21 protein-coding genes and 1 pseudogene are annotated in these 26070 nt (G+C 72.2%); 12 read left to right on the forward strand and 10 right to left on the reverse strand.

Going from position 1 to position 26070, the window contains the following annotated elements; genetic code table 11:
* The first annotated feature begins 121 nt into the window (after positions 1–121).
* Positions 122–1579: an MFS transporter gene (locus AB0G63_RS05500; protein ID WP_360744660.1), complete on the forward strand. Its 1458-nt coding sequence runs from the start codon at positions 122–124 to the stop codon at positions 1577–1579.
* 10 nt (positions 1580–1589) lie between these two features.
* The gene (locus AB0G63_RS05505) at positions 1590–2309 is read left to right on the forward strand and encodes an RNA-binding S4 domain-containing protein (RefSeq protein WP_360744663.1); all 720 of its coding nucleotides are present in this window, start codon (positions 1590–1592) and stop codon (positions 2307–2309) included.
* 98 nt (positions 2310–2407) lie between these two features.
* On the opposite strand, the gene AB0G63_RS05510 is transcribed toward AB0G63_RS05505, so the two are convergent.
* The gene (locus AB0G63_RS05510) at positions 2408–2878 is read right to left on the reverse strand and encodes a DoxX family protein (RefSeq protein WP_360744666.1); all 471 of its coding nucleotides are present in this window, start codon (positions 2876–2878) and stop codon (positions 2408–2410) included.
* Between the two features lie 215 nt (positions 2879–3093).
* Between AB0G63_RS05510 and AB0G63_RS05515 the strand changes: the two genes are divergently transcribed.
* Positions 3094–3360, forward strand: coding sequence for a DUF6343 family protein (locus AB0G63_RS05515; RefSeq protein ID WP_360744669.1), 267 nt, complete (start codon positions 3094–3096; stop codon positions 3358–3360).
* Between the two features lie 22 nt (positions 3361–3382).
* Here the strand turns inward: AB0G63_RS05515 and AB0G63_RS05520 are convergent, their stop codons facing one another.
* The 4 genes from AB0G63_RS05520 to rpsA form a co-directional block, all read right to left on the reverse strand.
* Positions 3383–3766 (reverse strand): tetratricopeptide repeat protein, encoded by a 384-nt coding sequence (locus AB0G63_RS05520; RefSeq protein ID WP_360744672.1) that lies wholly within the window; start codon positions 3764–3766, stop codon positions 3383–3385.
* A gap of 49 nt (positions 3767–3815) precedes the next feature.
* Entirely contained in the window at positions 3816–4433 is a 618-nt protein-coding gene (gene coaE / locus AB0G63_RS05525; RefSeq protein ID WP_360744675.1) for a dephospho-CoA kinase, read from the reverse strand.
* Between the two features lie 81 nt (positions 4434–4514).
* Positions 4515–5453, reverse strand: a complete 939-nt coding sequence (locus AB0G63_RS05530) for a PAC2 family protein (RefSeq protein ID WP_360744678.1) — start codon at positions 5451–5453, stop codon at positions 4515–4517.
* 226 nt (positions 5454–5679) lie between these two features.
* Positions 5680–7173, reverse strand: coding sequence for a 30S ribosomal protein S1 (gene rpsA / locus AB0G63_RS05535; RefSeq protein ID WP_360744681.1), 1494 nt, complete (start codon positions 7171–7173; stop codon positions 5680–5682).
* A gap of 395 nt (positions 7174–7568) precedes the next feature.
* Here rpsA and AB0G63_RS05540 point away from each other — a divergent pair, with 395 nt between their 5' ends.
* Together AB0G63_RS05540 and hrpB are read left to right on the forward strand one after the other, a co-directional pair.
* Complete coding sequence (locus AB0G63_RS05540; protein ID WP_360744684.1) at positions 7569–8393, forward strand: class I SAM-dependent methyltransferase; 825 nt, start codon at positions 7569–7571, stop codon at positions 8391–8393.
* A gap of 13 nt (positions 8394–8406) precedes the next feature.
* Positions 8407–10989: an ATP-dependent helicase HrpB gene (gene hrpB / locus AB0G63_RS05545; RefSeq protein ID WP_360744687.1), complete on the forward strand. Its 2583-nt coding sequence runs from the start codon at positions 8407–8409 to the stop codon at positions 10987–10989.
* Here the strand turns inward: hrpB and AB0G63_RS05550 are convergent.
* The 3 genes from AB0G63_RS05550 to AB0G63_RS05560 all read right to left on the reverse strand — a co-directional run bounded on the left by AB0G63_RS05550 (position 10979) and on the right by AB0G63_RS05560 (position 13998).
* Positions 10979–11968: a DUF3068 domain-containing protein gene (locus AB0G63_RS05550; protein WP_360744690.1), complete on the reverse strand. Its 990-nt coding sequence runs from the start codon at positions 11966–11968 to the stop codon at positions 10979–10981. The genes hrpB and AB0G63_RS05550 overlap by 11 nt on opposite strands.
* A gap of 21 nt (positions 11969–11989) precedes the next feature.
* Positions 11990–12124: an SPW_0924 family protein gene (locus tag AB0G63_RS05555; protein WP_355703757.1), complete on the reverse strand. Its 135-nt coding sequence runs from the start codon at positions 12122–12124 to the stop codon at positions 11990–11992.
* A gap of 140 nt (positions 12125–12264) precedes the next feature.
* On the reverse strand, positions 12265–13998 hold the full coding sequence (locus AB0G63_RS05560; RefSeq protein ID WP_360744693.1) for a lytic transglycosylase domain-containing protein: 1734 nt from the start codon (positions 13996–13998) through the stop codon (positions 12265–12267).
* 335 nt (positions 13999–14333) lie between these two features.
* Here AB0G63_RS05560 and AB0G63_RS05565 point away from each other — a divergent pair, with 335 nt between their 5' ends.
* Complete coding sequence (locus AB0G63_RS05565; protein WP_360744696.1) at positions 14334–15197, forward strand: DUF4184 family protein; 864 nt, start codon at positions 14334–14336, stop codon at positions 15195–15197.
* Here AB0G63_RS05565 and AB0G63_RS05570 read toward each other — a convergent pair.
* A complete protein-coding gene (locus tag AB0G63_RS05570; protein WP_360744699.1) occupies positions 15163–15513 on the reverse strand; it encodes a hypothetical protein in 351 nt (116 codons plus the stop codon). The genes AB0G63_RS05565 and AB0G63_RS05570 overlap by 35 nt on opposite strands.
* Positions 15514–15741: 228 nt before the next feature.
* Positions 15742–18468 (reverse strand): DNA polymerase I, encoded by a 2727-nt coding sequence (gene polA, locus AB0G63_RS05575; protein WP_360744702.1) that lies wholly within the window; start codon positions 18466–18468, stop codon positions 15742–15744.
* 145 nt (positions 18469–18613) lie between these two features.
* On the opposite strand from polA, the gene AB0G63_RS05580 reads away from it, so the two are divergent.
* The 6 genes and pseudogenes from AB0G63_RS05580 (at position 18614) to AB0G63_RS05605 (ending at position 26068) form a co-directional block, all read left to right on the forward strand.
* Positions 18614–20893 carry an FdhF/YdeP family oxidoreductase gene (locus tag AB0G63_RS05580; protein ID WP_360744705.1) on the forward strand — a complete coding sequence of 760 codons (2280 nt, stop codon included), beginning with the start codon at positions 18614–18616 and terminating at the stop codon, positions 20891–20893.
* Between the two features lie 50 nt (positions 20894–20943).
* A complete protein-coding gene (locus AB0G63_RS05585; RefSeq protein ID WP_360744708.1) occupies positions 20944–21402 on the forward strand; it encodes a hotdog fold thioesterase in 459 nt (152 codons plus the stop codon).
* Positions 21403–21514: 112 nt separating this feature from the next.
* Positions 21515–21718 (forward strand): annotated as a pseudogene (locus AB0G63_RS05590) (hypothetical protein); the annotation flags it as partial.
* A gap of 228 nt (positions 21719–21946) precedes the next feature.
* The gene (locus tag AB0G63_RS05595) at positions 21947–23173 is read left to right on the forward strand and encodes a branched-chain amino acid ABC transporter substrate-binding protein (protein ID WP_360745131.1); all 1227 of its coding nucleotides are present in this window, start codon (positions 21947–21949) and stop codon (positions 23171–23173) included.
* A gap of 149 nt (positions 23174–23322) precedes the next feature.
* Positions 23323–24252 carry a branched-chain amino acid ABC transporter permease gene (locus AB0G63_RS05600; RefSeq protein WP_351885393.1) on the forward strand — a complete coding sequence of 310 codons (930 nt, stop codon included), beginning with the start codon at positions 23323–23325 and terminating at the stop codon, positions 24250–24252.
* Positions 24253–24256: 4 nt separating this feature from the next.
* Positions 24257–26068, forward strand: coding sequence for a branched-chain amino acid ABC transporter permease (locus AB0G63_RS05605; RefSeq protein ID WP_360744712.1), 1812 nt, complete (start codon positions 24257–24259; stop codon positions 26066–26068).
* Positions 26069–26070 lie beyond the last annotated feature (2 nt).

Below are 26070 nucleotides of genomic sequence, written 5' to 3' on the forward strand. Positions count from 1 at the left end.
GCGTTGCCTCCACGACCGTTCACGAGGCCGGTTTCCACAAGGCCCGAAGGCCGGTGTTCAGAAGGCCGGTGTTCACGAGGGCCGTGTTCACGAGGCCGGTGAGAGGAAGGAACACGACGTCATGCCCGTCATCGACCGGGAGACGGCCGGGCGCGCCCCGGCCGCCCTGACCCCCCGCCTGCGGCTGGTGCTGGTGCTGCTGCTAGCGGCCCAGTTCATGCTGGCCGTGGACTTCTCCATCCTGAACGTGGCCCTGCCGGTGATCGGTGAGGGCCTGGGCTTCTCGCTGGCGCACCTGCAGTGGATCGGTACCGCGTTCGCCCTGTGCGCGGCAGGCTTCACGCTGCTGTTCGGGCGGGTGGCGGACCTGTTCGGGCGGCGCCGGCTGTTCCTCGGCGGGCTGGCTCTCCTCGCCGCCGCCTCACTGCTGGGCGGCCTGGCGCACAGCCCGGAGACACTGATCACGGCGAGGGTCCTGCAGGGCCTGGCGACGGCCGCGGTGACCCCGGCGGGCCTGTCGCTGCTGACCACGTCGTTCCCGGAGGGCCCGCTGCGGGAGAAGGCGCTCGGCCTCAACGGGGCGCTGATGTCCGCCGGGTTCACCACGGGAGCGATCCTCGGCGGGGTGCTGACGGACCTGCTGTCCTGGCGGTGGTCGTTCCTCATCAACGTGCCGGTCGCCGTGGCCGTCCTGGTCGTGGCGCCCGCGGTGGTGCGGGAGTCCCGGCCGGCCGAGCGCCCGAAGCTGGACCTGCCCGGCGCCGTCAGCGTCACACTCGGGCTGCTGGCGGTGGTGTTCGGTCTGAGCCGGGCCGGCGAGAAGGGCTGGGGCTCGCCCGGCGCGCTGCTGTCCCTGGCGGCCGGGGCGGTGCTGCTGCTGGTGTTCCTCGCCGTCGAGCGCCGGGTCGCCGCACCGCTGGTGCCGTTGAGCGTGCTCGGGCGGCGGTCCGTGGCCTGGGGCAACGTCGCCGGCCTGATCGCGTTCCTGACGGAGACGTCGCTCGTCTTCCTGATGACCCTCTACCTCCAGGAGGTGCTCGGCTTCTCGGCCCTGTCCGCGGGGCTGTGCTTCGGTGTGCTCGGCCTGGGCACGGTCGTCGGCGGCTCGGTGGCCCCGAGGTTCATCGGGCGGACCGGCAGCAGGCGGACGCTGATCGCGGGCGGTCTCCTGCAGGCCGTCGCCACGGCAGCGCTGCTCGGTCTCGGCGCCGACCGGTCGTGGCTGTGGCTGCTGCTGGCGGGTACGTTCGCCGGCGGGGTCGGCAACATGCTGGTCATCGTCGGCTTCATGGTGACCGCCACCTCCGGGCTCGCCGACCGCGAGCAGGGCTTGGCGACCGGGCTGGCGACGATGACCCAGCAGATCGGCATCACCATGGGCACACCGGTCATGAGCGCCGTCGCCACGGCGGCGATGACCGGCTCGGGCGCCGCGGCGGTGCTCGGCGGCCTGAAGGCGGCGGTCGCGCTGAACGCCGCCGTCGTGCTCCTCGGCGTCCTCACCAGTGCCGTGTTCCTGGCCGGGCCGCGGCCCGGCAGGACCGGAAATCCTTCGGGGACTCCCGGCGCGGAGGACTAAGGTCGGGAACATGGCTCTGGAAGGTGACGAGGAGAGGGGCCCGCAGGCCGCGGGCCCCGACACGGGCGACGCGCGGGCCGCGGCCGACAGCCGGCCCGCGGGCGGCACGCAGGCCGCGGGCAGCGACGCGCGCGCCACCGGCGACACGCGCCCCGCAGGCGACGCGCAAGCCGCCGACAAGGTGCAGGCCGCCCCCAGTGACGGCGCGCAGGCCGTCGACCCCAAGGTCGCCGACGCGATCGCCGCGGCCGAGGCGGCCGGGCCGGCGCCCGGCGAGACCGTGCGCATCGACAGCTGGATCTGGGCCGTGCGCCTGATCAAGACCCGTTCGATGGGCGCCACCGCCTGCAAGGGCGGTCACGTGCGCGTGAACGGACAGAACGTGAAGCCCTCGCACTCCGTGCGGGTCGGCGACGAGGTACGGCTGCGGCACGACGGCCGGGAGCGGGTCGTCGTCGTCAAGCGCCTGATCCGCAAGCGCGTCGGCGCCCCCGTGGCGGTCCAGTGCTACGTCGACAACTCGCCGCCCCCGCCGCCGCGCGAGGCGATCGCGCCCGCCGGCATCCGCGACCGCGGCGCGGGCCGCCCCACCAAGCGGGACCGCCGTGAGCTGGAACGCCTGCGCGGCCTGATGGGCGGTGGCGCGGGACGGCCGGGCGGTGGCGCGGGACGGCCGGGCGGTGGCTCGGGACGGCCGGGCGGTGGCGCGGGACGGCCGGGCGGACGGTGAAGCACGGCGGCGGCGTCCGGGGGCGGCGCTCCCGGGGGTGTCCGAACCCCCGGGCCCGCGCGTCACCGCCGGACGCCGCCGTGGGCGAGGCAGAGCGCTCAGCCACGTCCGCGCACCAGCCGCAGCAGGTCCGCGTTGGAGCTCCGCCGGGCCCAGGCGATCAGCGCCAGCGGCACCATGAGGATCAGGGGCGTCGCCGCGTTCTGCCCGTCGAAGACGGTCATCTGGACGATGAACGCGCCCACCATCAGCGCGCTCAGGGCGACCGCAGCGACCGACTGGAGCACCGGCACCAGCAGGGCGACGGCACCGGCGAGTTCCAGGGCGCCGATGGCGTACATGCCCGCGCTGCCCCAGCCGATCCTGTCGAACGACTCGACGGCCGTGGGATGGGCGATCAGCTTCGGCAGGGCGCTCGCGACGGCGTAGAAGAGGGCGAGCAGCACCTGCACCGTGCGCAGGGCGATCCGGGCGCGGCGGCCGCGCGGGAACACGGACCCGGCGACGACGGAACGCGCGGTGCCGGAAGCGGGGGAAGCGGCGGTGACGGGAGCGGTGGTCTCGGACACGGGGATCTCCTGCGGAAGCGATCGGTGATGCTGTCACAGGGTTGGACCGGCGCTCCGGCAGGAACTCATCGGTGTGCACGGGCCGAATCCCGTCAGTTCACCGACGTCCTCGTGGGGTACTGCGGGATCGAGCAGGATCCCCGGCCCCGTTGTCCGGACGCTTCGGGCGGACCTCCGCTCCGAAGCGGTACGTGCCAGGGAGGAGTGATGATCCGATGCGTACGGGCAGTGAACCCACGACCGCCCGCAGTCCTCTGCGGATGCGCTTCTGGCTGAGCCTGTGGGGGCTGGCGTGGTCGGTCTTCGGCACGGTCGCCTTCGCCCTCGTCGGGCAGGTGTGGTGGGCGGTCGCGTGCGGGGTGCTGTTCCTGCTGGTCATGACCGACATGACCATGATCCTCAGGCACATCCGCCAGGGCCCCCACTACCAGCCGGGGCGGGACGTCCCGCCGTACCTGCCACCGGACGAACCGAGGCGGTAGACCGGTCGGACCGTCGGACAGGTCAGGACGACTCGAAGCGGGCGCGCCGCAGGTACTGCGGGTTGGGGTCCAGCGCGGCTGCCAGCCGGAAGTGCCGCCTGGCCTGGTCGGGCCGGCCCTGCCGCTCGTAGGTGCGGGCGAGCGCGAAGTGGGCGAACGCGTTGTCCGGCTCGCGCTCCAGGACGACGGTGAACTCCAGCTCGGCCGGCCGCAGCTGGGCGGCGGCGAAGAAGGCACGCGCGCGCAGCAGCCGGGCAGCGGTGTTCTCCGGGTGGGCGGCGATGACGGAGTCGAGCAGTTTCACCGCGCCCCGCGGGTCCCGCGCGTTGAGCAGTTGCTCGGCCGCGCGGAAGTCGATGACGTGCGTCTCCGGGGTACGTCCGGTCGAACCGCTGGTGTCGGGCACGTCGAATTCCTTCCCTCGCTGGAGGGTTTCAACGCCCGGCCGTGACCCGCTATTCCTGTTCTGTCCCTGCCGCGTGGGCCCTGCGCTGCAGCTCCTCCCAGACCTCTTGCACACGTCGCCGCAGGTCATCGAGCGGTACGTCGTTGTCGATGACGATGTCGGCGATCTCCCGGCGCTTCTCCCGCGTCGCCTGGGCGGCCATGCGGGCGCGGGCGTCCTCCTCGGTCATGCCGCGCAGGCGGACCAGCCGGTCGAGCTGGGTCTCGGGGCTCACGTCGACGACGATCACGAGGTCGTACAGCGGGGCGAGGCCGTTCTCCGCGAGGAGGGGCACGTCGTGGACGACGACCGCGTCCTCGGCGGCGGCCGCCTCCAGTTCCCGGGAGCGGGCGCCGACCAGGGGGTGCACGATCGAGTTGAGGACGGCGAGCCGGTCCGGGTCGGCGAAGACGATCGAGCCGAGCCGGGGCCGGTCGAGGCTGCCGTCGGCGGCGAGCACCTCCTCGCCGAACGCGTCCACGACCGCGGCGAGGCCGGGCGTGCCCGGCGCGACGACCTCACGCGCGATGCGGTCCGCGTCGATCAGGACGGCTCCGTGTGCGACGAGCAGCCGTGACACTTCGCTCTTGCCGGCGCCGATTCCACCGGTCAGGCCCACCTTCAGCATGAGCCGAGCTTAGAGAACCCGGCGCCGTCCGGGATGCGGGGGGGGCTGGAGAACCCGCGCCGGCCGGGGTGCCGGGGGCCGTCAGTTGTCGCCCTCCCGTTCCGCGAGGAAGCGTTCGAACTCGCGCCCGATCTCGTCGGCCGACGGGATGTCGGCGGGTTCGGCGAGCATGTTGCCCCTGGTCTCGGCGCCCGCGACGGCGTCGTACTGGTTCTCCAGACCCGACACCAGGGCGGTGAGTTCCTCGTCGCCCTCCTGGATCTGCCGGTCGATCTCCGTCTGGGTGCGGAGCGCCTCCGTGCGCAGGGCGTGCGCGACCCCGGGCAGCACCAGGCCGGTGGCCGCGGTGATCGCCTCCAGGACGGTCAGTGCCGCGTCCGGGTACGCGGAGCGGGCGATGTAGTGCGGCACGTGCGCGGCGACGCCGAGGACGTCGTGCCCGGCCTCCATCAGGCGGTACTCGACCAGCGACTCGGCGCTGCCGGGGACCTGGGCCTCGTCGAAGGGGCTGCGGTGGCCGGGGACGAGGTCGGTGCGGTTGCCGTGCGGCGTGACGCCGACGGGGCGGGTGTGCGGGACGCCCATCGGGATGCCGTGGAAGTTGACCGACAGGCGCACGCCGAGCCGCTCGACGATCTGCTGGACGGCCGCGGCGAAGCGCTCCCACTCCACGTCCGGCTCGGGCCCGGACAACAGCAGGAAGGGCGCCCCGGTGGCGTCCTGGACGAGCCGCACCTCCAGGGCGGGCACGTCGTAGTCGGTCCAGCGGTCGCGCCGGAACGTCAGCAGCGGACGGCGGGCGCGGTAGTCCACGAGCCGGTCGTGGTCGAAACGGGCGACGACCTGGTGGGGCAGCGAGTCGAGGAGCCGGTCGACGATCTGGTCGCCGGTCTCGCCCGCGTCGATGTATCCGTCGAAGTGGTAGAGCATGACAAGACCGGCCGACTCCTGGGCGAGCGCCATGTCGACGACGGCCAGGCCCTTCGGCTCCCATGCGTACAAACCCTGCGGATCAAGCACAGTGACCGCTCCTCCTCGTGTTCGTACTGCACAACCACCCTCGGAACGCGGGCATTCCCGCCCGCGCCGCTGATCAGGCATCACCGGCGGCCGCCGGCACGCGACTTCGGGGCACGGCCCGGCGGCCGCCGGCACGCGATTTCCGGGCACGGCCGGACAACGCCGAGGGCCCGCACCCGGGAAGGGTGCGGGCCCTCGGCTGAAGGACCTACAGCTCAGCGAGCGGTCAGCTCTGGCCGCCGGCCAGCTTCTCGCGGAGCGCCGCCAGCGCCTCGTCCGAAGCCAGCGCACCGGAGGTGTCGCCGCCCTCGGAGGAGTACGAACCGCCGCCGGACGCGGCCGGAGCGGCGGCCTCGCCACCCTCGGCAGCGGCCTGGGCGTCCGCCTCGCGGGACTTGATGACCTGCGCCTGGTGCTGCTCGAAGCGCTGCTGCGCCTCGGCGTACTGGCGCTCCCACTCCTCGCGCTGCTTCTCGTAGCCCGGCAGCCAGTCGTTGGTCTCCGGGTCGAAGCCCTCGGGGTAGATGTAGTTGCCCTGGTCGTCGTAGGACGCGGCCATGCCGTACAGGGTCGGGTCGAACTCGACCGAGGCCGGGTCGGCACCGAAGGACTCGTTGGCCTGCTTCAGCGAGAGGCTGATGCGACGGCGCTCGAGGTCGATGTCGATGACCTTGACGAAGATCTCGTCGTTGACCTGGACGACCTGCTCCGGGATCTCCACGTGGCGCTCGGCCAGCTCGGAGATGTGGACCAGACCCTCGATGCCCTCGTCCACGCGGACGAACGCACCGAACGGAACCAGCTTCGTGACCTTGCCGGGCACGACCTGGCCGATCTGGTGGGTGCGGGCGAACTGCTGCCACGGGTCTTCCTGGGTCGCCTTCAGCGACAGGGAGACGCGCTCGCGGTCCATGTCGACGTCGAGGACCTCGACGGTGACCTCCTGGCCGACCTCGACGACCTCGGAGGGGTGGTCGATGTGCTTCCAGGACAGCTCGGAGACGTGCACCAGACCGTCGACGCCGCCCAGGTCCACGAAGGCACCGAAGTTGACGATCGAGGAGACCACACCGGAGCGGACCTGACCCTTCTGCAGGGTCGTGAGGAACGTCTGGCGGACCTCGGACTGGGTCTGCTCCAGCCAGGCACGGCGGGACAGGACCACGTTGTTGCGGTTCTTGTCCAGCTCGATGATCTTGGCCTCGAGCTCCTTGCCCACGTAGGGCTGGAGGTCGCGGACGCGGCGCATCTCGACCAGGGAGGCCGGGAGGAAGCCGCGGAGGCCGATGTCGAGGATGAGACCACCCTTGACGACCTCGATGACGGTACCGGTGACGATCCCGTCCTCTTCCTTGATCTTCTCGATGGTGCCCCAGGCACGCTCGTACTGGGCGCGCTTCTTCGAGAGGATCAGGCGGCCTTCCTTGTCCTCCTTCTGGAGAACAAGGGCTTCGATCTCGTCACCGACGGCGACGACCTCGTTGGGGTCGACGTCGTGCTTGATCGAGAGCTCGCGGCTCGGGATAACGCCTTCGGTCTTGTAACCGATGTCGAGCAGGACCTCGTCCCGGTCGACCTTCACGATGACGCCGTCGACGATGTCGCCGTCGTTGAAGTACTTGATCGTCTCGTCGATCGCTGCGAGGAAGGCTTCCTCGTTACCGATGTCGTTGACCGCTACCTGCGGGGTGGTGGCGGTGGTCTCGGTGCTGCTCGTCATGTGGGAAAGGGCTCCGGTACGGACATTGAGTCGTAGGTACTGCTTACGCCGGGAGCCCGTTTCGCTCTGCAGAAGCCGGACAGCCAAGGAAGCGCCACACGAAACCACTGGTGGCGCCTCGACAACCGAGGGGACATACAACAGATGCGAGCGCAGCCTGCTACGTCTGAGGTGCGCAGGCCCGCAGCGCAACTTGTAGCATACGGGGGCAGCCGGGCAGGGTCAATGCGCGAACGCGCACACCCGGGGCGGATCGCCGCATACCCGGCACAAAACCTGTCTCCTGAGGCCACGCAGGCCCCAGGGCGTCCTTTCCGTGTCGCCACCGGGACGGGGCTGGACGGAAGAGTACGACGAGGGAGCCGATCATCCAAGAGCCCGTATCCCCCGAGCCCGTGACCCCCGAGCCCGTGACCGCCGAGCCCTTGCCCGAGCCGGAGGCCACCCGGCGCGCGGCCGGCGTCACGGAGAGCTCCCGGGCCAACCGGGGCTGGTGGGACCGCAACGCCGACGAGTACCAGGTCGAGCACGGCACGTTCCTCGGCGACGACCGCTTCGTGTGGGGCCCCGAGGGCCTGGACGAGGTGGAGGCGGAACTGCTCGGACCGCCGGAGGAGCTGAAGGGCCGGGACGTGCTGGAGATCGGCGCCGGGGCGGCCCAGTGCTCGCGCTGGCTGGCCGCCCGGGGCGCCCGCCCGGTCGCCCTGGACATCTCCCACCGCCAGCTCCAGCACGCGCTGCGGATAGGCGGATCGTTCCCTCTGGTGTGCGCGGACGCCGGCGCGCTGCCCTTCGCGGACGGCTCCTTCGACCTGGCGTGCTCGGCGTACGGGGCGCTGCCGTTCGTGGCGGACCCGGTGCTGGTGCTGAAGGAGGTGCGGCGGGTGCTGCGCCCGGGCGGCCGGTTCGTCTTCTCCGTCACCCATCCCGTCCGCTGGGCCTTCCCGGACGAGCCCGGACCGGAGGGGCTGACGGTGACCGCCTCCTACTTCGACCGCACCCCGTACGTCGAGCAGGACGACGAGGGCCGCGCGGTCTACGTCGAGCACCACCGCACGATCGGCGACCGGGTGCGCGACGTGGTGGCCGGCGGCTTCCGGCTGGTCGACCTGGTCGAGCCGGAGTGGCCGGCCTGGAACACCTCGGAGTGGGGCGGCTGGTCGCCGTTGCGCGGGAACCTGATCCCGGGCACGGCGATCTTCGTGTGCGTGCGGGACTGAGGGACTGACGGACGTGATCCGACACGACGCCCTGGGCGCCCTGCCGGTGCGCGGCGCCCTTCCCGCCCTGACCGGCGCGCTGGACGGGCACGGCACCGCCGTGCTCGTCGCGCCTCCCGGCACCGGCAAGACCACGCTGGTGCCGCTGGCGCTGGCGGGTCTGCTCGGGGAGGGAGCGGCGCGGCGGGTCGTCGTCGCCGAGCCGCGGCGGATCGCGGCCCGCGCCGCCGCCCGCCGGATGGCGTGGCTGCTGGGCGAGTCCGCCGGCGAGAGCGTCGGGTACACCGTGCGCGGCGAGCGGGTCGTCGGCCGCGGCACGCGCGTGGAGGTCGTCACGACCGGTGTGCTGCTGCAACGCCTCCAGCGCGACCAGGAGCTGGCCGGCGTGGACGCGGTGGTGCTCGACGAGTGCCACGAGCGGCACCTGGACGCGGACACCGTGGCGGCGTTCCTGTGGGACGTGCGGGAGACGCTGCGGCCGGAGCTGCGGCTGGTGGCCGCCTCGGCGACGACCGACGCCGAGGGCTGGGCGGCGCTGCTGGGCGGGGCGCCGGTGGTCGCGGCGGAGGGCGTCGCGCATCCGGTGGAGGTGGTGTGGGCGCCGCCGGCCCGGCCGGTACGCCCCCCGCACGGCATGCGCGTCGACCCGGCGCTGCTGGCGCATGTGGCGTCGGTGGTGCGGCGGGCGCTGGCCGAACGGGACGGGGACGTGCTGTGCTTCCTGCCCGGGGTCGGTGAGATCGCGCGGGTCGCGGGGCAGCTCGGGGACCTCGGCGACGTCGGTGACGTCGAGGTGCTGCAGGTGCACGGGCGGGCGCCGGCCGCGGTGCAGGACGCCGTGCTGAGCCCCGGGCAGCGGCGGCGGGTGGTGCTGGCCACTTCGGTGGCGGAGTCGTCGCTGACGGTGCCCGGCGTGCGGGTGGTAGTCGACTCGGGTCTGGCGCGGGAGCCGCGGGTGGACCACGCGCGCGGGCTGAGCGCGCTGACCACGGTGCGGGCGTCGCAGGCGGCCGGACGGCAGCGGGCGGGGCGTGCCGGGCGGGAGGCGCCGGGCGCGGTGTACCGGTGCTGGGCCGAGGCGGAGGACGCGCGGCTGCCGCGTTTCCCGTCGCCGGAGATCAAGGTGGCCGACCTGACGGCGTTCGCGCTGCAGGCGGCGTGCTGGGGGGATCCGGACGCGTCCGGGCTGGCGCTGCTGGATCCGCCGCCGGGCGGGGCGATGGCGGCGGCGCGGGCGGTGCTGACGGCCGTGGGCGCGGTCGACTCCGCCGGGCGGGCCACCCGGCGGGGCGTGCGGCTGGCCCGGCTGGGGGTGCATCCCCGGCTGGGGAGGGCGCTGCTGGACACCGGCGGGGCGGGCGCCGAGGTGGTGGCGCTGTTGTCGGAGGAGCCGCCGCGCGAGTACGGCGACGACCTGGCGGCGGCGCTGCGGGCCGCCCGGCGCGGCGGCGACGCCTACGCGGGCCGGTGGCGGGCTGAGGTGCGGCGGCTGCGGGCCGCCGCGGCGGAGTTCAGCGGCCCGCCGGACAGCGGCTCCAGCGGCTCCGGCTCCGGCTCCGGCTCCGGCTCCGAAGGCTCCGACGGCTCCGACGGCTCCGGCGTCAGCGGCTCCGGCGCCCTGAGCGACGACGCGCTCGTCGGCCGGGTCGCCGCGCTCGCCTTCCCGGAACGGCTCGCCAAGGCCGACGGCGGCTCCTACCTGATGGTCTCCGGCACCCGCGCCGAGACCGGCGAGGACACCGGGCTGCGCGGCGCCCCCTGGATCGCGGTCGCCGTCGCCGACCGGCCGGTCGGCAGCAGGCACGCGCGCGTACGGCTCGGTGCGGCCGTCGACGAGGAGGCGGCCCGACTCGCGGCCGCGGCGCTGCTCCGGGAACGCGACGAGGTCCACTGGGCGGACGGTGACGTCGTCGCGCGGCGGGTGGAGCGGCTGGGCGCCGTCGAACTCGCCGTACGGCCGCTGCGGGACCCCGACCCCGCCCCGGTGCGCGAGGCCCTGCTCGACGGGCTGCGGCGGGAGGGGTTCGGGCTGCTGCGGTGGACGCCCGACGCGGCCGTCCTGCGGCAGCGGCTGGCCTTCCTGCGGCTGCACCTCGGCGAGCCCTGGCCCGACGTCGGCGACGACGCGCTGCACGCGCGCGTGGACGAGTGGCTGGAGCCGGAGCTGGGCCGGGCCCGGCGGCGGGCCGACCTCGCCCGGATCGACGCGGGCCGGGCGCTCGCCCGGCTGCTGCCCTGGGCGTCCGGGCAGGCCGCACGCCTCGACGAGCTGGCCCCGGAGCGGATCACCGTGCCGAGCGGGTCCAGGATCCGGATCGACTACGGGGATCCGGAGCGGCCCGTGCTCGCCGTGAAGCTGCAGGAGATGTTCGGGCTGCACCAGTCGCCCGCCGTCGCCGGCGTGCCGCTGCTGGTGCATCTGCTCTCCCCCGCCGGCCGGCCGGCGGCCGTCACCGCCGACCTCGCCTCCTTCTGGAAGGACGGTTACCGGGCCGTGCGGGCCGAACTGCGCGGCCGCTACCCCAAGCACCCCTGGCCCGAGGACCCGGCCACCGCCGAACCGACCCGGCACGCCGGCGCGCGGCTCAGACGGTGACCGGCTGCGGCGCCGAGTCGGCAGGTTCCGGGCCGGCCGGGCGGCGGCCGCGCGCCTCCAGCAACAGGGAGAGCGCCAGCAGCAGCGTGCCGAGGGTCAGGAAGCCCCACGGCAGGTAGGACGTCATGAGCAGGACGAGGGTGCGGTTGGACTTGACCAGGGCGACGGTGTGCTCGATGTAGTCCTCGCGCATCTTCACGTGGCCGGCGAACGCGGTGACCTTCTCACGGCCGCCGAGCAGGGTGCCGCCGCGCAGTTCCTCCCGGTGGATCTCCTCGCCGTAGACGGGGGCGCCGGTGACGGGCTCGACCCAGAATCTGCGCACGGTGGTGTACCAGCGGGTGGTGCCGGTCTTCGCGACCGACTCGGGGGTGATGCCGGCGACGGGCATGGTCCTGGGGAAGGGGACCTCGGTCCAGGGGACGGTCTGCTCGAAGTAGTACACCCGCACGCCGCGGAAGTCCCGCGTGCCCTTGTAGTGGATGGGCGCGGTGACGCGGGCCTGCGCGTCGAAGTACCGGTAGTCCCGCTTCTGGGTCAGGAACGGCCACTTGAACTCGATGCCCTGCCGTTTCACCGGGGCGCCGTCGACCGACTCGCCGGTGGCGTGGACGGGTTCCTGGGTGTGGGCGTCGAAGATGTAGCGCTCGGGGACCTTGGAGACCATCTTGCCGTCGGGTCCCTGCACGTAGGACAGGCCGTCCCAGACGACGACGTCCCGGCCCGCCGTCCGCCCGATCCTCTCGGCGGCCTCCACATCGCCCTTGAGGGTCTGCACGATGGTCACCTTGGAGACCTTGCGGGCCTTCATGGTGCCGTAGTCGAGGAGGGTGGCGTTCTTCGCCTCCAGGACCATGTCCTGGTACGTATTCGCCGGAACCTCGGCCAGGCGCGGGAAGGCGTACCAGCGCAGCAGCGGGGACAGCGCCGCGAAGAACACGGCGAAGGCGAGCAGGATCAGACTGGCCTTGCGGCGCATCTCGGCCTCCCTCGCGGGCGGTTACGGGTGTGCGGGCACCGTCGTCAGCAGCGGCTTCGGGGAGGTCTTTCCCGCCGGTGTGCCCAGGGCGGTGAGCGTGAGGACCAGGGCGAGCGCGACGGCGAGACCGGTCGCGGCGGCGATCAGGGCGCGCATGCGGGCCTCCCGGCGGACACGGGCTGACAGGTCGTCAGATCCGGCACCGTAGCAACGCACGGGCGAGATGAGAACACGTCGCACGCACAACGACGGCGGCACCCCCCTGCGCGAGGGGGACGCCGCCGTCTTGGGAAGGACTACGCGCTGGGGCTCGCCGATGCGGTCGGGTCGGCCGACGCGCTCGACGAGGGAGACGTGCTCGGCGAGGGAGAAGTGCTGGGCGAGGGCGACGTCTCGGCCGCCGCGACCGTCAGTTCGACGGTCAGGGTCGCGCCGCCCGCGGTGGTGACGCGCAGCAGGAAGGTGCCGGTGGTGTCGTCCGCGTACAGCTTCGGCAGCTTCAGCAGGCCGTTCGCGTCCGTCCGCAGGCCCGTCAGGGTGCGTACGGGTTTGCCCGCGGCGTCCTTGAAGTAGGGGCCCTTGTCGTTCACGGTCGCGTCGTCCGCCGACTTGATCAGGGTGGCGGTGGCCGCGACCTTGTCCGCGACGGCGCCCTTGTAGGTGGCCTTCACCTCGACCTGGTCGGCGAACTCGCCGCCCGGCGTGCAGGTCAGCGCGGTGTCGCTGGTGCGGGCGAGGGTGTCGGCGGCGCGCTCGGTGACGGTGGCCGTGTAGTCGAGGCCGGGGACCGAGCGGCCGACGACGGTCGCGCGGACGGTGAAGCCGCCCGTCTTCTCGCCCGCCCGCAGCGCCGGGGCGACGGCCACGCCCGTGCTGCCGGTGGACACCGTGGCGACGCGCTCGCCGCCGGTGAAGGTGGCGTCGGTGTCGCCGGTGATCGTGAAGCGGACCCGGACCTTGCCGACGGCCTTGCCGGCCTTGGTCTCGGCCTTGGTGCTGATCTTCTTGGCGAACGTGTCGCCGGCCATCGCGGTGAGCTTGGCGGTACCCGCGTCCGCCAGGTGGTCCACCGTGTCGGTGGGAGTGGGCGACGGGGAGGACGGCGTGCTCGGCTCGTCCGACTTCGGCGGCGTGGGGCTCGGGGAGCCGGTGCTCGGCGGCGTCGCGGGCGGCGTCGGCGAGGGGCCGGCATGGTCGTCGCTGCGGCCGGAGGGAACGGTGCCGGTGCCGTCCGGGATCTCGTGGGTGCCCTTGCGGTAGTACTCCAGCCACGACAGGACCGTGTTCAGATAGTCCTGCGAGTGGTTGTAGCTGAGGATCGCGCTGTGCAGATCGGACTGCTGCGACAGGTCCCAGCCGTTGCGGCACAGGTAGTGGCCGGCGGCCAGGGCGGCGTCGTAGACGTTGTTGGGGTCCTTCACCCCGTCACCGTTGCCGTCGCGGCCCGCCCACGCCCAGGTGGAGGGGATGAACTGCATGGGACCGACGGCCTGGTCGTAGGAGCTGTTGCCGTCGTACAGGCCGTTGTCGGTGTCCTGGATGAGCGCGAAGCCGTTGCCGTCGAGCTGCGGGCCGAGGATCGGGCTCAGCGTGGTGCCGTTCGCGTCGACGCGGCCGCCGCGGGCCTGACCCGACTCGACCTTGCCGATGGCGGCGAGGAGTTGCCAGGGCAGGTTGCAGCCGGGCTTGGCCTCCCGCAGGGACGCCTCGGCCTTCTTGTAGGCGTCGAGGACGGTCGCGGGAATGCCGGCCTCGGAGCTGCCCTGCAGCACGGGCGTTCCGGCGGTGGGCGCGGGGCTCGGGCTGTTCAGCGGCGGAAGGTCCGTGTAGTACGGCGAGTTGCCGGTCGCGCCGCCGTCCCCGGAAGTCGTCGCCTCCGGCGAGGGCTGGGCGTCGGCCGCGGTCGTTCTGCCCTGGCCGTCGACCGTGACCCCTGGCGCCTGGGACGCGGACAGGGCCGCGACCGCGAGCGCGGCCACGGCGGTGGTCGCCGCTCCCTTGTACAGCCTCCTGCCGAATTGCGCCGCCATAGAGTGAACCCCTCCCGTGGACGCCCGAACGCGCGTCTCTGTCCGCCGTGCGTCTGACTGCCCTGTGATGCTGCCCTGTGATGCTGTGTTCGCCTGCTGTGACGATCGAGCCGCCGTGGAGGTTGCCCTCCGTGCGCCGTCCGGGTTCCGGTTCGACGCGCGCCCGGCCCGGGGGCCCAGGCGACCCTACGACAACTTGCTTTGCACCGGCACCCGTTCGCACCCGCCTTTCACCAGTTGGCCATGTTCCGTTGTCCGGCGGCCAGTCGCCCATACTTGACGCGACCGGTCACCCGGCCGACCGCCCGGGCCGTGCACTGTCGCGAGGAGCTCCGTTGCCGTTCACCCTCAGCCACGCGGCGGCCGTGCTGCCCGCCGTGCGCACCGACGGAACCGGCCGGGGACGGCTCGTTCCGGCCCTGCTGGTGGCGGGTTCCTTCGCACCCGACATGACCTACTACGCGGCGAGCGCGGTGTCCGGGGCGATGGAGTTCGGGACGGTCACGCATTCCCTCCCCGGCGTCTTCTCGGTCGACGTGCTCGTCTCCTGGGCGCTGGTCGCGCTGTGGCTGCTGGTGCGCGAACCGCTGGTGGCGCTGCTGCCGCGGGCCCGGCAGCCACGGCCGGCGGCACTGCTGCGGTGCGGGGCGCCACACGCGCGCGTGAGCCCCCGCCAGGTGGTCCGGTGGTACGTCTCCGCCGCGCTCGGCGCGCTGACGCACGTGGTGTGGGACGCGTTCACGCACCACGGCCGGTGGGGCGTGCGGCTGCTGCCGGTGCTCGGCCGGGACCTGGCCGGCGCACCCGGCTACTGGTATCTGCAGTACGGCAGTTCGGCGGCCGCCGCGGTGGTGATCGTCGTGTTCCTGGCGCGTGCGCTGCGGCGGGCGCCCGCGCCACCCCGGCCGGCCGGGGTGGCGGTGCTGTCGGTTCGGGACCGGTGGTGGGCGGGGGCCGTGATCGGCGGGTGCGCCGCGGCGGGGGCGGTGCAGCGGGCGGCTCGGTGGTGGGAGTACTGGGGAGCGACCGCAAAGCCGTGGGAGCTGATCCCGACGGTGTGCTTCGGCGCGGGCGCCGGACTGGTGCCGGGCCTGCTGCTGTACGCGGTGGGCGTACGGATGTGGCGCCCGGCCCCGGCCCCGGTCGGCGCGGAGCCGGAGCGGGTCACCGCGCAGGGGGGTCGCCCGGCCGCCCGGTGAGACCGCCCGCGGGTACGACGAACACGGTGACGGTGCGGGCGCCGCGGGAATGGCGGGTCAGGAGCCCGGTGAGGCAGCTGCGGCCCAGCCCGGCCCACAGGCGCCAGGCGGGCGGTTCCTCGGGGCGGGTGAGTCTGCGCAGGGCCCGCGCCAGTCCGGCCCTCCCGCGCCGCAGGACGAGGGCCGGGCCGGCCGGGACACGGGCGGTGCTGGCGCCGGCCGCGAAGACCGGCACCGCCGCGACGGACGGGGCGGGCACCGCTCCGACACCCGCCCGCGCCGGCCCGGGCCGACGGTTGAGCATGCGTATACCCATGCCCGCATCCTGGCGGGACGCGGGAACCGGGGCGTGCCGACGGGGTCCAGGTGAGTGACGCCCCCACCGCCCCGTCCCGACGAGTCAGCGGCGGTCCGGCAGCGCCGCGAAGGGACGCGGGGAACCGCGCGACCAGCCACGACAGCGCGGCAGGCGACCGACGGGCACGGCGCGGCCCTGCCCAGCGCGGAGCGCCTGCGCGGCCCTTCCAGCGGAGCGCCCAAGCGCCTAGTGCGCCGCCGACTCCCAGTCCGGGCCCACGCCCACCGAGACCCCCAGGGGGACCCTGAGGTGGACGGCATTCGCCATCTCGCGGCGGACGATCTCCTCCGTGGCCGTGCGCTCGCCGGGGGCGATCTCCAGGACGACTTCGTCATGGACCTGAAGGAGCATGCGGGACCTCAGACCGGCCTCGCGCAGGGCCCGGTCCACGTTCAGCATGGCGATCTTGACGATGTCGGCCGCCGTGCCCTGGATCGGCGCGTTGAGGGCCATCCGCTCGGCCGCCTCGCGGCGCTGGCGGTTGTCGCTGTTGAGGTCGGGCAGGTAGCGGCGGCGGCCGAAGAGCGTCGCCGTGTATCCCGTCGCCCTGGCCTCGTCGACGACCCGGTGCAGATAGTCCCGTACACCGCCGAAACGCTCGAAATAGGCGTCCATCAGGGCGCGGGCCTCCGCAGCCTCGATGTTCAGCTGCTGGGAGAGGCCGAAGGCCGACAGGCCGTACGCCAGGCCGTAGGACATCGCCTTGATCTTGCGGCGCATCTCCGCGTCGACCTCGGCGGGTTCGACCGCGAAGACCCGCGCGGCCGCGGTGGTGTGCAGGTCCTCGCCCGAGGTGAACGCCTCGGTCAGGCCCGCGTCCTCGGAGAGGTGGGCCATCACGCGCAGTTCGATCTGGCTGTAGTCGGCGGTCATCAGGGACTCGAAGCCCTCGCCGACGACGAAGCCGCGGCGGATGGCCCGGCCCTCGTCCGTGCGGACGGGGATGTTCTGCAGGTTCGGGTCCGTGGAGGACAGACGCCCGGTCGCCGCGACCGTCTGGTTGAACGTGGTGTGGATACGGCCGTCCGTCGCGATCGTCTTGATCAGGCCCTCGACGGTGACGCGCAGCTTCGCCTGCTCGCGGTGCCGGAGCATGATCACCGGCAGCTCGTTGTCCGTCTGGCCGGCGAGCCAGGCGAGGGCGTCGGCGTCCGTGGTGTAGCCGGTCTTCGTCTTCTTCGTCTTCGGCAGGCCCAGCTCGCCGAAGAGGACCTCCTGCAACTGCTTGGGCGAGCCCAGGTTGAACTCGTGCCCGGCGGCCGCGTGGGCCTCCTTCACCGCCTGCTGCACGGCGCCCGCGAACATCTGCTCCATGGCCTCCAGGTGGGCCCGGTCGGCCGCGATGCCGTGCCGCTCCATGCGGGCGAGCAGGGCGGAGGTGGGCAGCTCCATGTCGCGCAGCAGGTCCGCGGCGCCGACCTCCCGCAGCTTCTCCTCGAACGCCGTGCCCAGGTCGAGGACCGCGCGGGCCTGGACCATCAGCGCCTCGCGCTCGTCGTCGTCGTCCGCGCCGAAGGCCAGCTGGCCGTCGGCCGCGGCGGCCGGGGCCAGCTCGCGTCCCAGGTACTCCAGGGACAGCGCGTCCAGGTCGAAGGAGCGGCGGCCCGGCTTGACCAGGTAGGCGGCGAGCGCGGTGTCCATGGTGACGCCGTCGACGCTCCAGCCGTGCTCGGCGAAGACCCGCATCGCGCCCTTGGCGTTGTGCAGGACCTTGGGCCGGTCCGCGTCCGCCAGCCACTGCGCGAAGGCCCGCTCGTCGGCCTCGTCCAGCTCGGCCGGGTCGAACCAGGCGGCCGCTCCCCCGGCCGCGGCGAGCGCGACCTCGGCGACCGAGCCGGTGCCCAGCGCCCAGGTGTCCACGGTGGCGACACCGAGGGCGTCCGTGCCGTGCCCGGTGAGCCAGCCGGCGAGCTCGCCGGTGCCGAGGACCGTACCGTCCAGCTCCACGCCGTCCGCCGCGACCGGTGTGGTCTCCGCCTCCTCGGCGCCCGGATCCACCGCGAACAGCCGCTCCCGCAACGACGGGTTGCGGATCTCCAGGGTGTCCAGGACCATCGCGACGGCCTTGCGGTCGTAGGCGGCCCGCTCCAGCTCGGCGACCGCCTTCGGCAGCTCCACCCCCCGCTCCAGCTCGGTCAGCCGGCGGTTCAGCTTGACCGCCTCCAGATGGTCACGCAGGTTCTGCCCGGCCTTGCCCTTGACCTCGTCGACGCGCTCCACCAGCTGCGCGAACGACCCGAACTGGTTGATCCACTTCGCGGCCGTCTTCTCGCCGACCCCGGGAATGCCCGGCAGGTTGTCCGACGGGTCGCCGCGCAGCGCCGCGAAGTCCGGGTACTGCGCGGGCGTCAGCCCGTACTTCTCGAAGACCTTCTCCGGGGTGAACCGGGTCAGCTCCGAGACGCCCTTCGTCGGGTACAGCACCGTCGTGTGGTCGGAGACCAGCTGGAAGGAGTCGCGGTCGCCGGTGACGATCAGGACCTCGAAGCCCTCGGCCTCGGCCCGCGTGGCGAGGGTGGCGATGACGTCGTCCGCCTCGTACCCCTCGACGGCGAAGCGGGAGACCTGCATCGCGTCCAGCAGCTCGCCGATCAGCTCGACCTGGCCCTTGAACTCGTCCGGCGTCTTGGAGCGGTTCGCCTTGTACTCCGTGAACTCCTCGGAGCGCCAGGTCTTGCGGGAGACGTCGAAGGCCACCGCGAAGTGCGTGGGCTCCTCGTCACGCAGGGTGTTGGCCAGCATCGACGCGAAGCCGTAGATCGCGTTCGTCGGCTGGCCCGTCGCGGTCGTGAAGTTCTCCGCGGGCAGCGCGAAGAACGCGCGGTAGGCCAGCGAGTGCCCGTCCATGAGCATCAGGCGGGGCCGCTTGCCGCCGGGGGTCTTCTCGGTCTTCTTCGAAGCTGTCTCTGCCACGCCCCCGATCCTGCCACGCCGCACTGACAGTCGGCCGCCACCCGTGATCCCGCGCAACCATCGCTCCCGCCGCCCGTCACCGCCCCCGGCCGGCGCAGCGTGGGACCATCGACGGCGTATCCCACACCGCGAAGGAGAGCGTGCGATGGCCACCAAGCCGCCCAAGGGCGATCCGGTTCAGGACGCGCCGCAGGTCGCCGAACCGCAGCACGCGGCGGCGGGACTCGCGGCCGTCGGCCACACCCTGCGCGTCGCCCAGCGGCAGATGGGCGTGCGACGGACCGCGCTGACGCTGCTGCGCGTCAACCAGAAGAACGGCTTCGACTGCCCGGGCTGCGCCTGGCCCGAGGGGGACCACCGGCACACGGCGGAGTTCTGCGAGAACGGCGCCAAGGCGGTGGCCGAGGAGGCGACCCTGCGCCGCGTCACCCCCGAGTTCTTCGCCGCGCACTCCGTCGCCGACCTCGCCGGCCGCAGCGGCTACTGGCTGGGCCAGCAGGGACGCCTGACCCACCCCATGTACCTGCCCGAGGGCGGCGACCACTACGAGCCGGTCACCTGGGAGCGCGCCTTCGGCATCGTCGCCGAGGAGATCGCCGCCCTCTCCTCCCCCGACGAGGCCGTCTTCTACACCTCCGGCCGCACCAGCAACGAGGCGGCCTTCCTCTACCAGCTGTTCGCCCGCGAACTGGGCACCAACAACCTGCCCGACTGCTCCAACATGTGCCACGAGTCCTCCGGCTCGGCACTGTCGGAGACCATCGGCGTCGGCAAGGGCAGCGTCCTGCTGGAGGACCTCCACAAGGCCGACCTGATCATCGTCGCCGGCCAGAACCCGGGCACCAACCACCCCCGCATGCTCTCCGCGCTGGAGAAGGCCAAGGCTGGCGGCGCGAAGATCATCAGCGTCAATCCGCTGCCCGAGGCCGGCCTGGAGCGCTTCAAGAACCCGCAGACTCCTCAGGGCATCCTCAAGGGCGCCGCCCTCACCGACCTGTTCCTGCAGATCCGCATCGGCGGCGACCAGGCCCTCTTCCGCCTCCTGAACAAGCTCATCCTCGACGCCGACGGCGCCGTCGACGAGGACTTCGTCCGCGAACACACCCACGGCTACGAGGAGTTCGCCGAGGCGGCCCGCGCCGCCGACTGGGACGAGACGCTCACCGCGACCGGCCTGACCCGCGAGGAGATCGACCAGGCCCTCGGCATGGTGCTGGCCTCCCGGCGCACGATCGTCTGCTGGGCCATGGGCCTCACCCAGCACAAGCACTCCGTGCCGACCATCCGCGAGATCGTCAACTTCCTCCTGCTGCGCGGCAACATCGGCCGCCCCGGCGCGGGCGTGTGCCCGGTCCGCGGCCACTCCAACGTGCAGGGCGACCGCACCATGGGCATCTTCGAACGCCCCGCCCCCGCCTTCCTGGACGCCCTGGAACGCGAGTTCGGCTTCACGCCCCCGCGCCAGCACGGCTACGACGTGGTCCGCGCCATCCGCGCCCTGCGCGACGGCGAGGCGAAGGTGTTCTTCGCCATGGGCGGCAACTTCGTGGCCGCCTCCCCCGACACCGAGGTCACCGAGGCGGCGATGCGCCGCGCCCGCCTCACCGTGCACGTCTCCACCAAGCTCAACCGCTCCCACGCCGTCACCGGCGTCCGCGCCCTCATCCTGCCCACCCTCGGCCGCACCGAGCGCGACGTGCAGGCCGGCGGCGAGCAGTTCGTCACCGTCGAGGACTCCATGGGCATGGTGCACGCCTCCCGCGGCCGCCTGGAGCCGGCGAGCGAGCACCTGCTGTCGGAGCCCGCCATCGTCTGCCGCCTGGCCCGCCGCGTGCTCGGCGACACGACCGTCGTCCCCTGGGAAGACTTCGAGAAGGACTACGCCACCGTCCGCGACCGCATCGCGCGTGTGATCCCCGGCTTCGAGGACTTCAACGCGCGCGTGGCCCGCCCCGGCGGCTTCGCGCTCCCGCACGCCCCGCGCGACGAACGCCGCTTCCCCACGGCCACCGGCAAGGCCAACTTCACCGCGGCGCCCGTCGAGTACCCCCGCCTCCCCGAGGGCCGCCTGCTGCTGCAGACCCTCCGCTCGCACGACCAGTACAACACCACGATCTACGGCCTCGACGACCGTTACCGCGGCATCCGGAACGGCCGCCGCGTCGTCCTCGTCAACCCCGACGACGCCCGCCGCCTGTCCCTCGCCGACGGCGACTACGTCGACCTGGTCGGCGAATGGCAGGACGGCGTCGAGCGGCGGGCCCCCGGCTTCCGGGTCGTGCACTACCCCACCGCCCGCGGCTGCGCCGCCGCCTACTACCCGGAGACCAACGTCCTGGTCCCCCTCGACGCCACCGCCGACGTCAGCAACACCCCGGCCAGCAAGTCCGTCGTCGTACGTCTGGAACAATCGGCGACCGACTGAGCGTTTGCTCAGCCGCAGACAGCCGATCAAGACGAACGGAGCCCGGCGCCATGGGCGAGCAGCAGCACGTGAAATTCCCGCAAGAGGTCGTCGACGAGTACGCCGCCCTGGGCGTCGACCTGCAGGCTCTGTTCTCCGCGGGCCACCTCGGCAACCGGATGGGCGTGCAGATCCTGGAGGCCTCCGCGGACCGCGTCGTCGGCACCATGCCGGTGGAGGGCAACACCCAGCCCTACGGCCTGCTGCACGGCGGCGCGTCCGCGGTCCTGGCCGAGACCCTGGGCTCCGTCGGATCGATGCTCCACGGAGGCAGCTCCAAGATCGCCGTGGGCGTCGACCTCAACTGCACCCACCACCGGGGAGTCCGCTCCGGCCTGGTCACCGGCGTCGCCACCCCCGTGCACCGAGGCCGCTCGACGGCAACGTACGAGATCGTCATCAGCGACGAGGAGGACCGCCGCGTGTGCACCGCCCGCCTGACCTGCCTGCTGCGCAGCACGGAAGGCTGAGCCCGCACCCGCCCACGGCGGAACCCACCCCGCCGTGGGCGCCACGCCCCCCCCGAACCCGCACAGGCGCCACCCGCAATGCCGCGTCGGCCGCCACACGCACCCCTGATGGAGCGGGATCCCGCGCCGGAATGCGGACCTTCCCTTTCTCGACGTAACGCTGCGTAACACCCGCGCAATACAAGAGCACGCTTTCATCTTCGGCGCCGCATACTCCCGCGACCTTTCCGAGGTCCTTCCGGCCATCCGGGACACGACAACCGCCCGACCCCGCCCACGGCCAACCGGAAGTGCGGGTTCTCACAATGCGGACTGAAGGGAAAATCCGCCAAAACGGCCGAGACGGCATTTCCCCCCGGCCCGCCCACCACCCCGGCATAACAAGAAAGTCACAAGCCAGCGCACGGCGATGCCCCTGCCCACAGACCGGGCTTAGAGTCACGGCCAGTCACCGCTCCATCGGGAGTTCGGTACCAGCGCGGCACCACCGCCTCCACCGGGGCGGGCCCGCCTGCGGAAAGGACTGATTGTGCGACAGCGTTCCTTGGTGATACTTACCTCCGTTCTTGCGACCGGAGCTCTGACACTCACCGCCTGCGGCTCCCGAGACGACAGCGGTGACAAGAACAACAGCGGGTCCTCCACCACCTTCACGATCGGCGTCGACGCCCCCCTCTCCGGCGAGAACTCCACCACCGGCCTGGGCATCCAGTACGGCGTCCAGGTCGCCGTCGACGACGCCAACAAGAACAACTGGGTCCCCGGCGTGAAGTTCAAGGTCGAGGCGCTGGACGACAAGGCCCAGCCCGCCAACGGCCAGCAGAACGCCACCAAGCTCGTCGGCGACAAGACCGTCGTCGGCACCGTCGGACCCCTGAACTCCGGCGTCGCCCAGTCGATGCAGCAGGTGTTCGCCTCCGCCGACATGGTCGAGATCTCCCCCTCGAACACCAACCCCGAGCTGACCCAGGGCAAGAACTGGCAGACGGACAAGAAGCGGCCGTACAAGACGTACTTCCGCACCGCCACCACCGACGAACTGCAGGGCAGCTTCGCCGCCGACTACGCCGCCAACAACCTCAAGAAGAAGAAGGCGTTCGTCGTCGACGACAAGCAGACCTACGGCGCCGGCCTGGCCAAGATCTTCGGCGAGCAGTTCAAGAAGCTCGGCGGCAAGGTCGTCCAGACCGACCACGTCAACACCGGCGACAAGGACTTCGGCTCCCTCGTCACCAAGATCAAGAACTCCGGCGCCGACCTGCTCTACTACGGCGGCCAGTACGACGAGTCCGCGCTGATCACCAAGCAGCTCAAGGACGCCGGCGTCAAGATCCCGCTGTTCGGCGGCGACGGCATGTTCGCCACCACCTACATCGACGTCGCCGGCAAGGCAGCCGCGGGCGACCTCGTCACCTCCGTCGGCGTCCCCGTCGACACCCTGCCCGCCGCCAAGCAGTTCGTCGAGACCTACAAGGCCAAGGGTTACAAGGGCGACTACGGCGCCTACGGCGGCTACTCCTACGACGCCGCCACCGCCATCATCAAGGCCGTGAAGGCCGTCAAGGACGCCAACGGCGGCAAGCTGCCCAGCGACATCAACGACCTGCGCTCCAAGGTCGTCGAGGAGGTCCAGAAGTCGGACTTCCAGGGCATCACCGGCAAGGTCTCCTTCGACGAGTACGGCGACACCGGCAACAAGCAGCTCACGGTCTACCAGGTCGAGAACGGCGAGTGGAAGGCGGTGCACTCGGGCACCGCGAACCTCGGCTGACCCCACTCCCGGCAAGACCGCATCACGGGCCGCGCGGAAGGAGGACCCCGACCGCGCGGCCCGTTTCCACACCCCCACCCCGGCACACGACCAGTGCACACAGCAACTGAATCTGTGCACAAGACCACCAGCGACATGGAGGCCACGCGGTGAACACCCTGCCGCAGCAGCTGGCCAACGGGCTGCTCCTCGGCTCGATGTACGGGCTGATCGCCATCGGCTACACGATGGTGTACGGCATCGTCCAGCTCATCAACTTCGCGCACGGCGAGATCTTCATGACCGGGGCCTTCGGCGCCCTCACGGTCTACCTCTACATCCTGCCCGACGGCACCCCCATGGCCGCCGCCATCCCCCTGATGCTGATCGGCGGCGCCATCGTCGCCGTCCTCATCGCGGTCGGAGCGGAACGGTTCGCCTACCGGCCACTGCGCGGAGCACCACGCCTGGCACCGCTCATCACCGCCATCGGCCTCTCCCTCGCGCTGCAGGAGGTCGTCCGCAACTTCTACCCCGACGCCGACAAGGCCCGCTCCTTCCCCGGCCTCGACGCCACCCACGACATCGGCTCCATCACCATCAAGGACGCCGACATCTTCCTCATCGTCGCCGCCGTCATCTGCATGTCCGCCCTCGCCTGGTTCGTCCGCAAGAGCCGCACCGGCCGCGCCATGCAGGCCACCGCCCAGGACCCCGACACCGCACAGCTCATGGGCATCGACACCAACCGCATCATCGTGATCGCCTTCGCGATCGGCGGATTCTTCGCCGCCGTCGCCGCCCTCTCCTTCGGCCTCAAGTACGGCAGCATCGACTACCGCATGGGCTTCCTGATGGGCCTGAAGGCCTTCACCGCCGCCGTCCTCGGCGGCATCGGCAACATCTACGGCGCCATGCTCGGCGGCGTCGTCCTCGGCATCGCCGAAACCCTCGCCTCCGCCTACATCAACGACATCCCCGGCATGCAGCAGCTCGGCGGCCAGAGCTGGGCCAACGTCTGGGCCTTCGTTCTCCTCATCCTCGTGCTCCTCTTCAGGCCACAGGGCCTGCTCGGCGAGCGCGTCGCGGACAGGGCGTGATCACATGACCGAGACGACCAAGACCCCCGCCACCCCGCCCGCGGACGCGGTACCCGCACCCGAACCCCGCGGACTCCTCCCGCTGCCCCTCGCGGCAGCCCGCGCGCTGCTGCTCGCCGGCGGCATCGCCACCGCCGCGTCCACCTTCCTGGCCTGGACCTGGACCTCCGACTTCCCCGGCGACCTCACCGTCACCGGCTACCCCGGCGGCCTGCAGTGGCTGACCCTCACCGCCGGCGTCCTCGTCGCCCTCTTCTCCCTCGCCGTGTACGGCGTCCGCGGACTGCGCTGGCTCGTCCCGGCCCGCAACAACGCCCCGCTCGTGCTCCTCGCCGTCGGCGCCTTCGGCGTCACCTGGTACACGGTCATCTCCATCAGCGCCGAACTCGGCGGCCTCGCCAACCTCGAACCCGGCGGCTGGGTCGCCGCCGCAGCCTCCCTGCTGCCCCTCCTCGGCGCCCTCGCGCTGCCCGAGCACAAGCACGACAGCGGCAAGGAGACCTTCAAGGCCTACACCGCCAAACCCGACAGGATCCACGCCCCCCAGCCCGTCAGCGGCTGGATACAGCGCGCCGTCATCACCGCCGTCACCGCCATCGGCCTCGGCGTCTTCACCTACGGCATCGACACCGAATACGGCGAGCTGTTCATCGGCTACCTCATCGTCGTCGTCTTCACCGTCTGGGCTCTGCACACCGCCGGCCTCCTCGACCGGTTCTCCCACATGGTCGCCGCCAACCGCAGCTTCACGCTCGCCATGGGCTTCCTCGCGGCCATCGCCTTCCCCTTCACCCAGAGCGACGACCACTACGCCAACATCGGCGTCAACATCCTCATCTTCGGCACCGTCGCCCTCGGCCTGAACATCGTCGTCGGCCTCGCCGGCCTCCTCGACCTCGGATACGTCGCCTTCCTCGGCGTCGGCGCCTACACCGCCGCCCTCGTCTCCGGCTCCGAGTTCTCCAAGTTCTCCGGCGTCCAGTTCCCCTTCTGGGCCGCCGCCCTCACCGGCGCCGCCGCATCCCTGGTCTTCGGCGTCCTCATCGGCGCCCCCACCCTGCGACTGCGCGGCGACTACCTCGCCATCGTCACCCTCGGCTTCGGAGAGATCTTCCGCATCGCCGTCAACAACATGGACGGCGACTCCGGACCCGACCTCACCAACGGCCCCAACGGCATCCCCGCCATCCCCGACCTGAACCTCTTCGGCTTCAAGTTCGGAGAGGCCCACGACATCGGCGGGATCACCCTCGGCCGCTTCGCCAACTACTACCTCCTCATGGTCCTGATCATGGCCATCGTGGTCCTGGTCTACACCCGCGCCGCCGACTCCCGCATCGGCCGCTCCTGGATCGCCATCCGCGAGGACGAGACCGCCGCCACCGCCATGGGCATCAACGGCTTCCGCGTCAAACTCATCGCCTTCGCCCTCGGCGCCTCCCTCGCCGGCCTCGCCGGCACCGTCAGCGCCCACGTCACCTACAGCGTGGTCCCCAACCCCTACCAGTTCGCCGGCTCCACCCCGCCCAACTCGGCGTTCCTCCTCGCCGCCGTCGTCCTCGGCGGCATGGGCACCGTCGCCGGCCCGCTGCTCGGCGCCGCCCTGCTCTACCTGCTCCCCGAGAAGCTCGACTTCCTCCAGGACAAGTCGCTCCTCGCCTTCGGCATCGCGCTCATCCTCCTGATGCGCTTCCGCCCCGAAGGCATCATCGCCAACCGGCGCCGCCAGCTCGAATTCCACGAGACCGGCCAACTCGACGTACCAGAGACCGAGACGCTGACCGACGAACCGGCCGTCACCAAGGCAGGGGCGTAAAG

The organism is Streptomyces sp. NPDC020996 (genome assembly GCF_040641355.1).
Classification (GTDB): Bacteria; Actinomycetota; Actinomycetes; order Streptomycetales; family Streptomycetaceae; genus Streptomyces.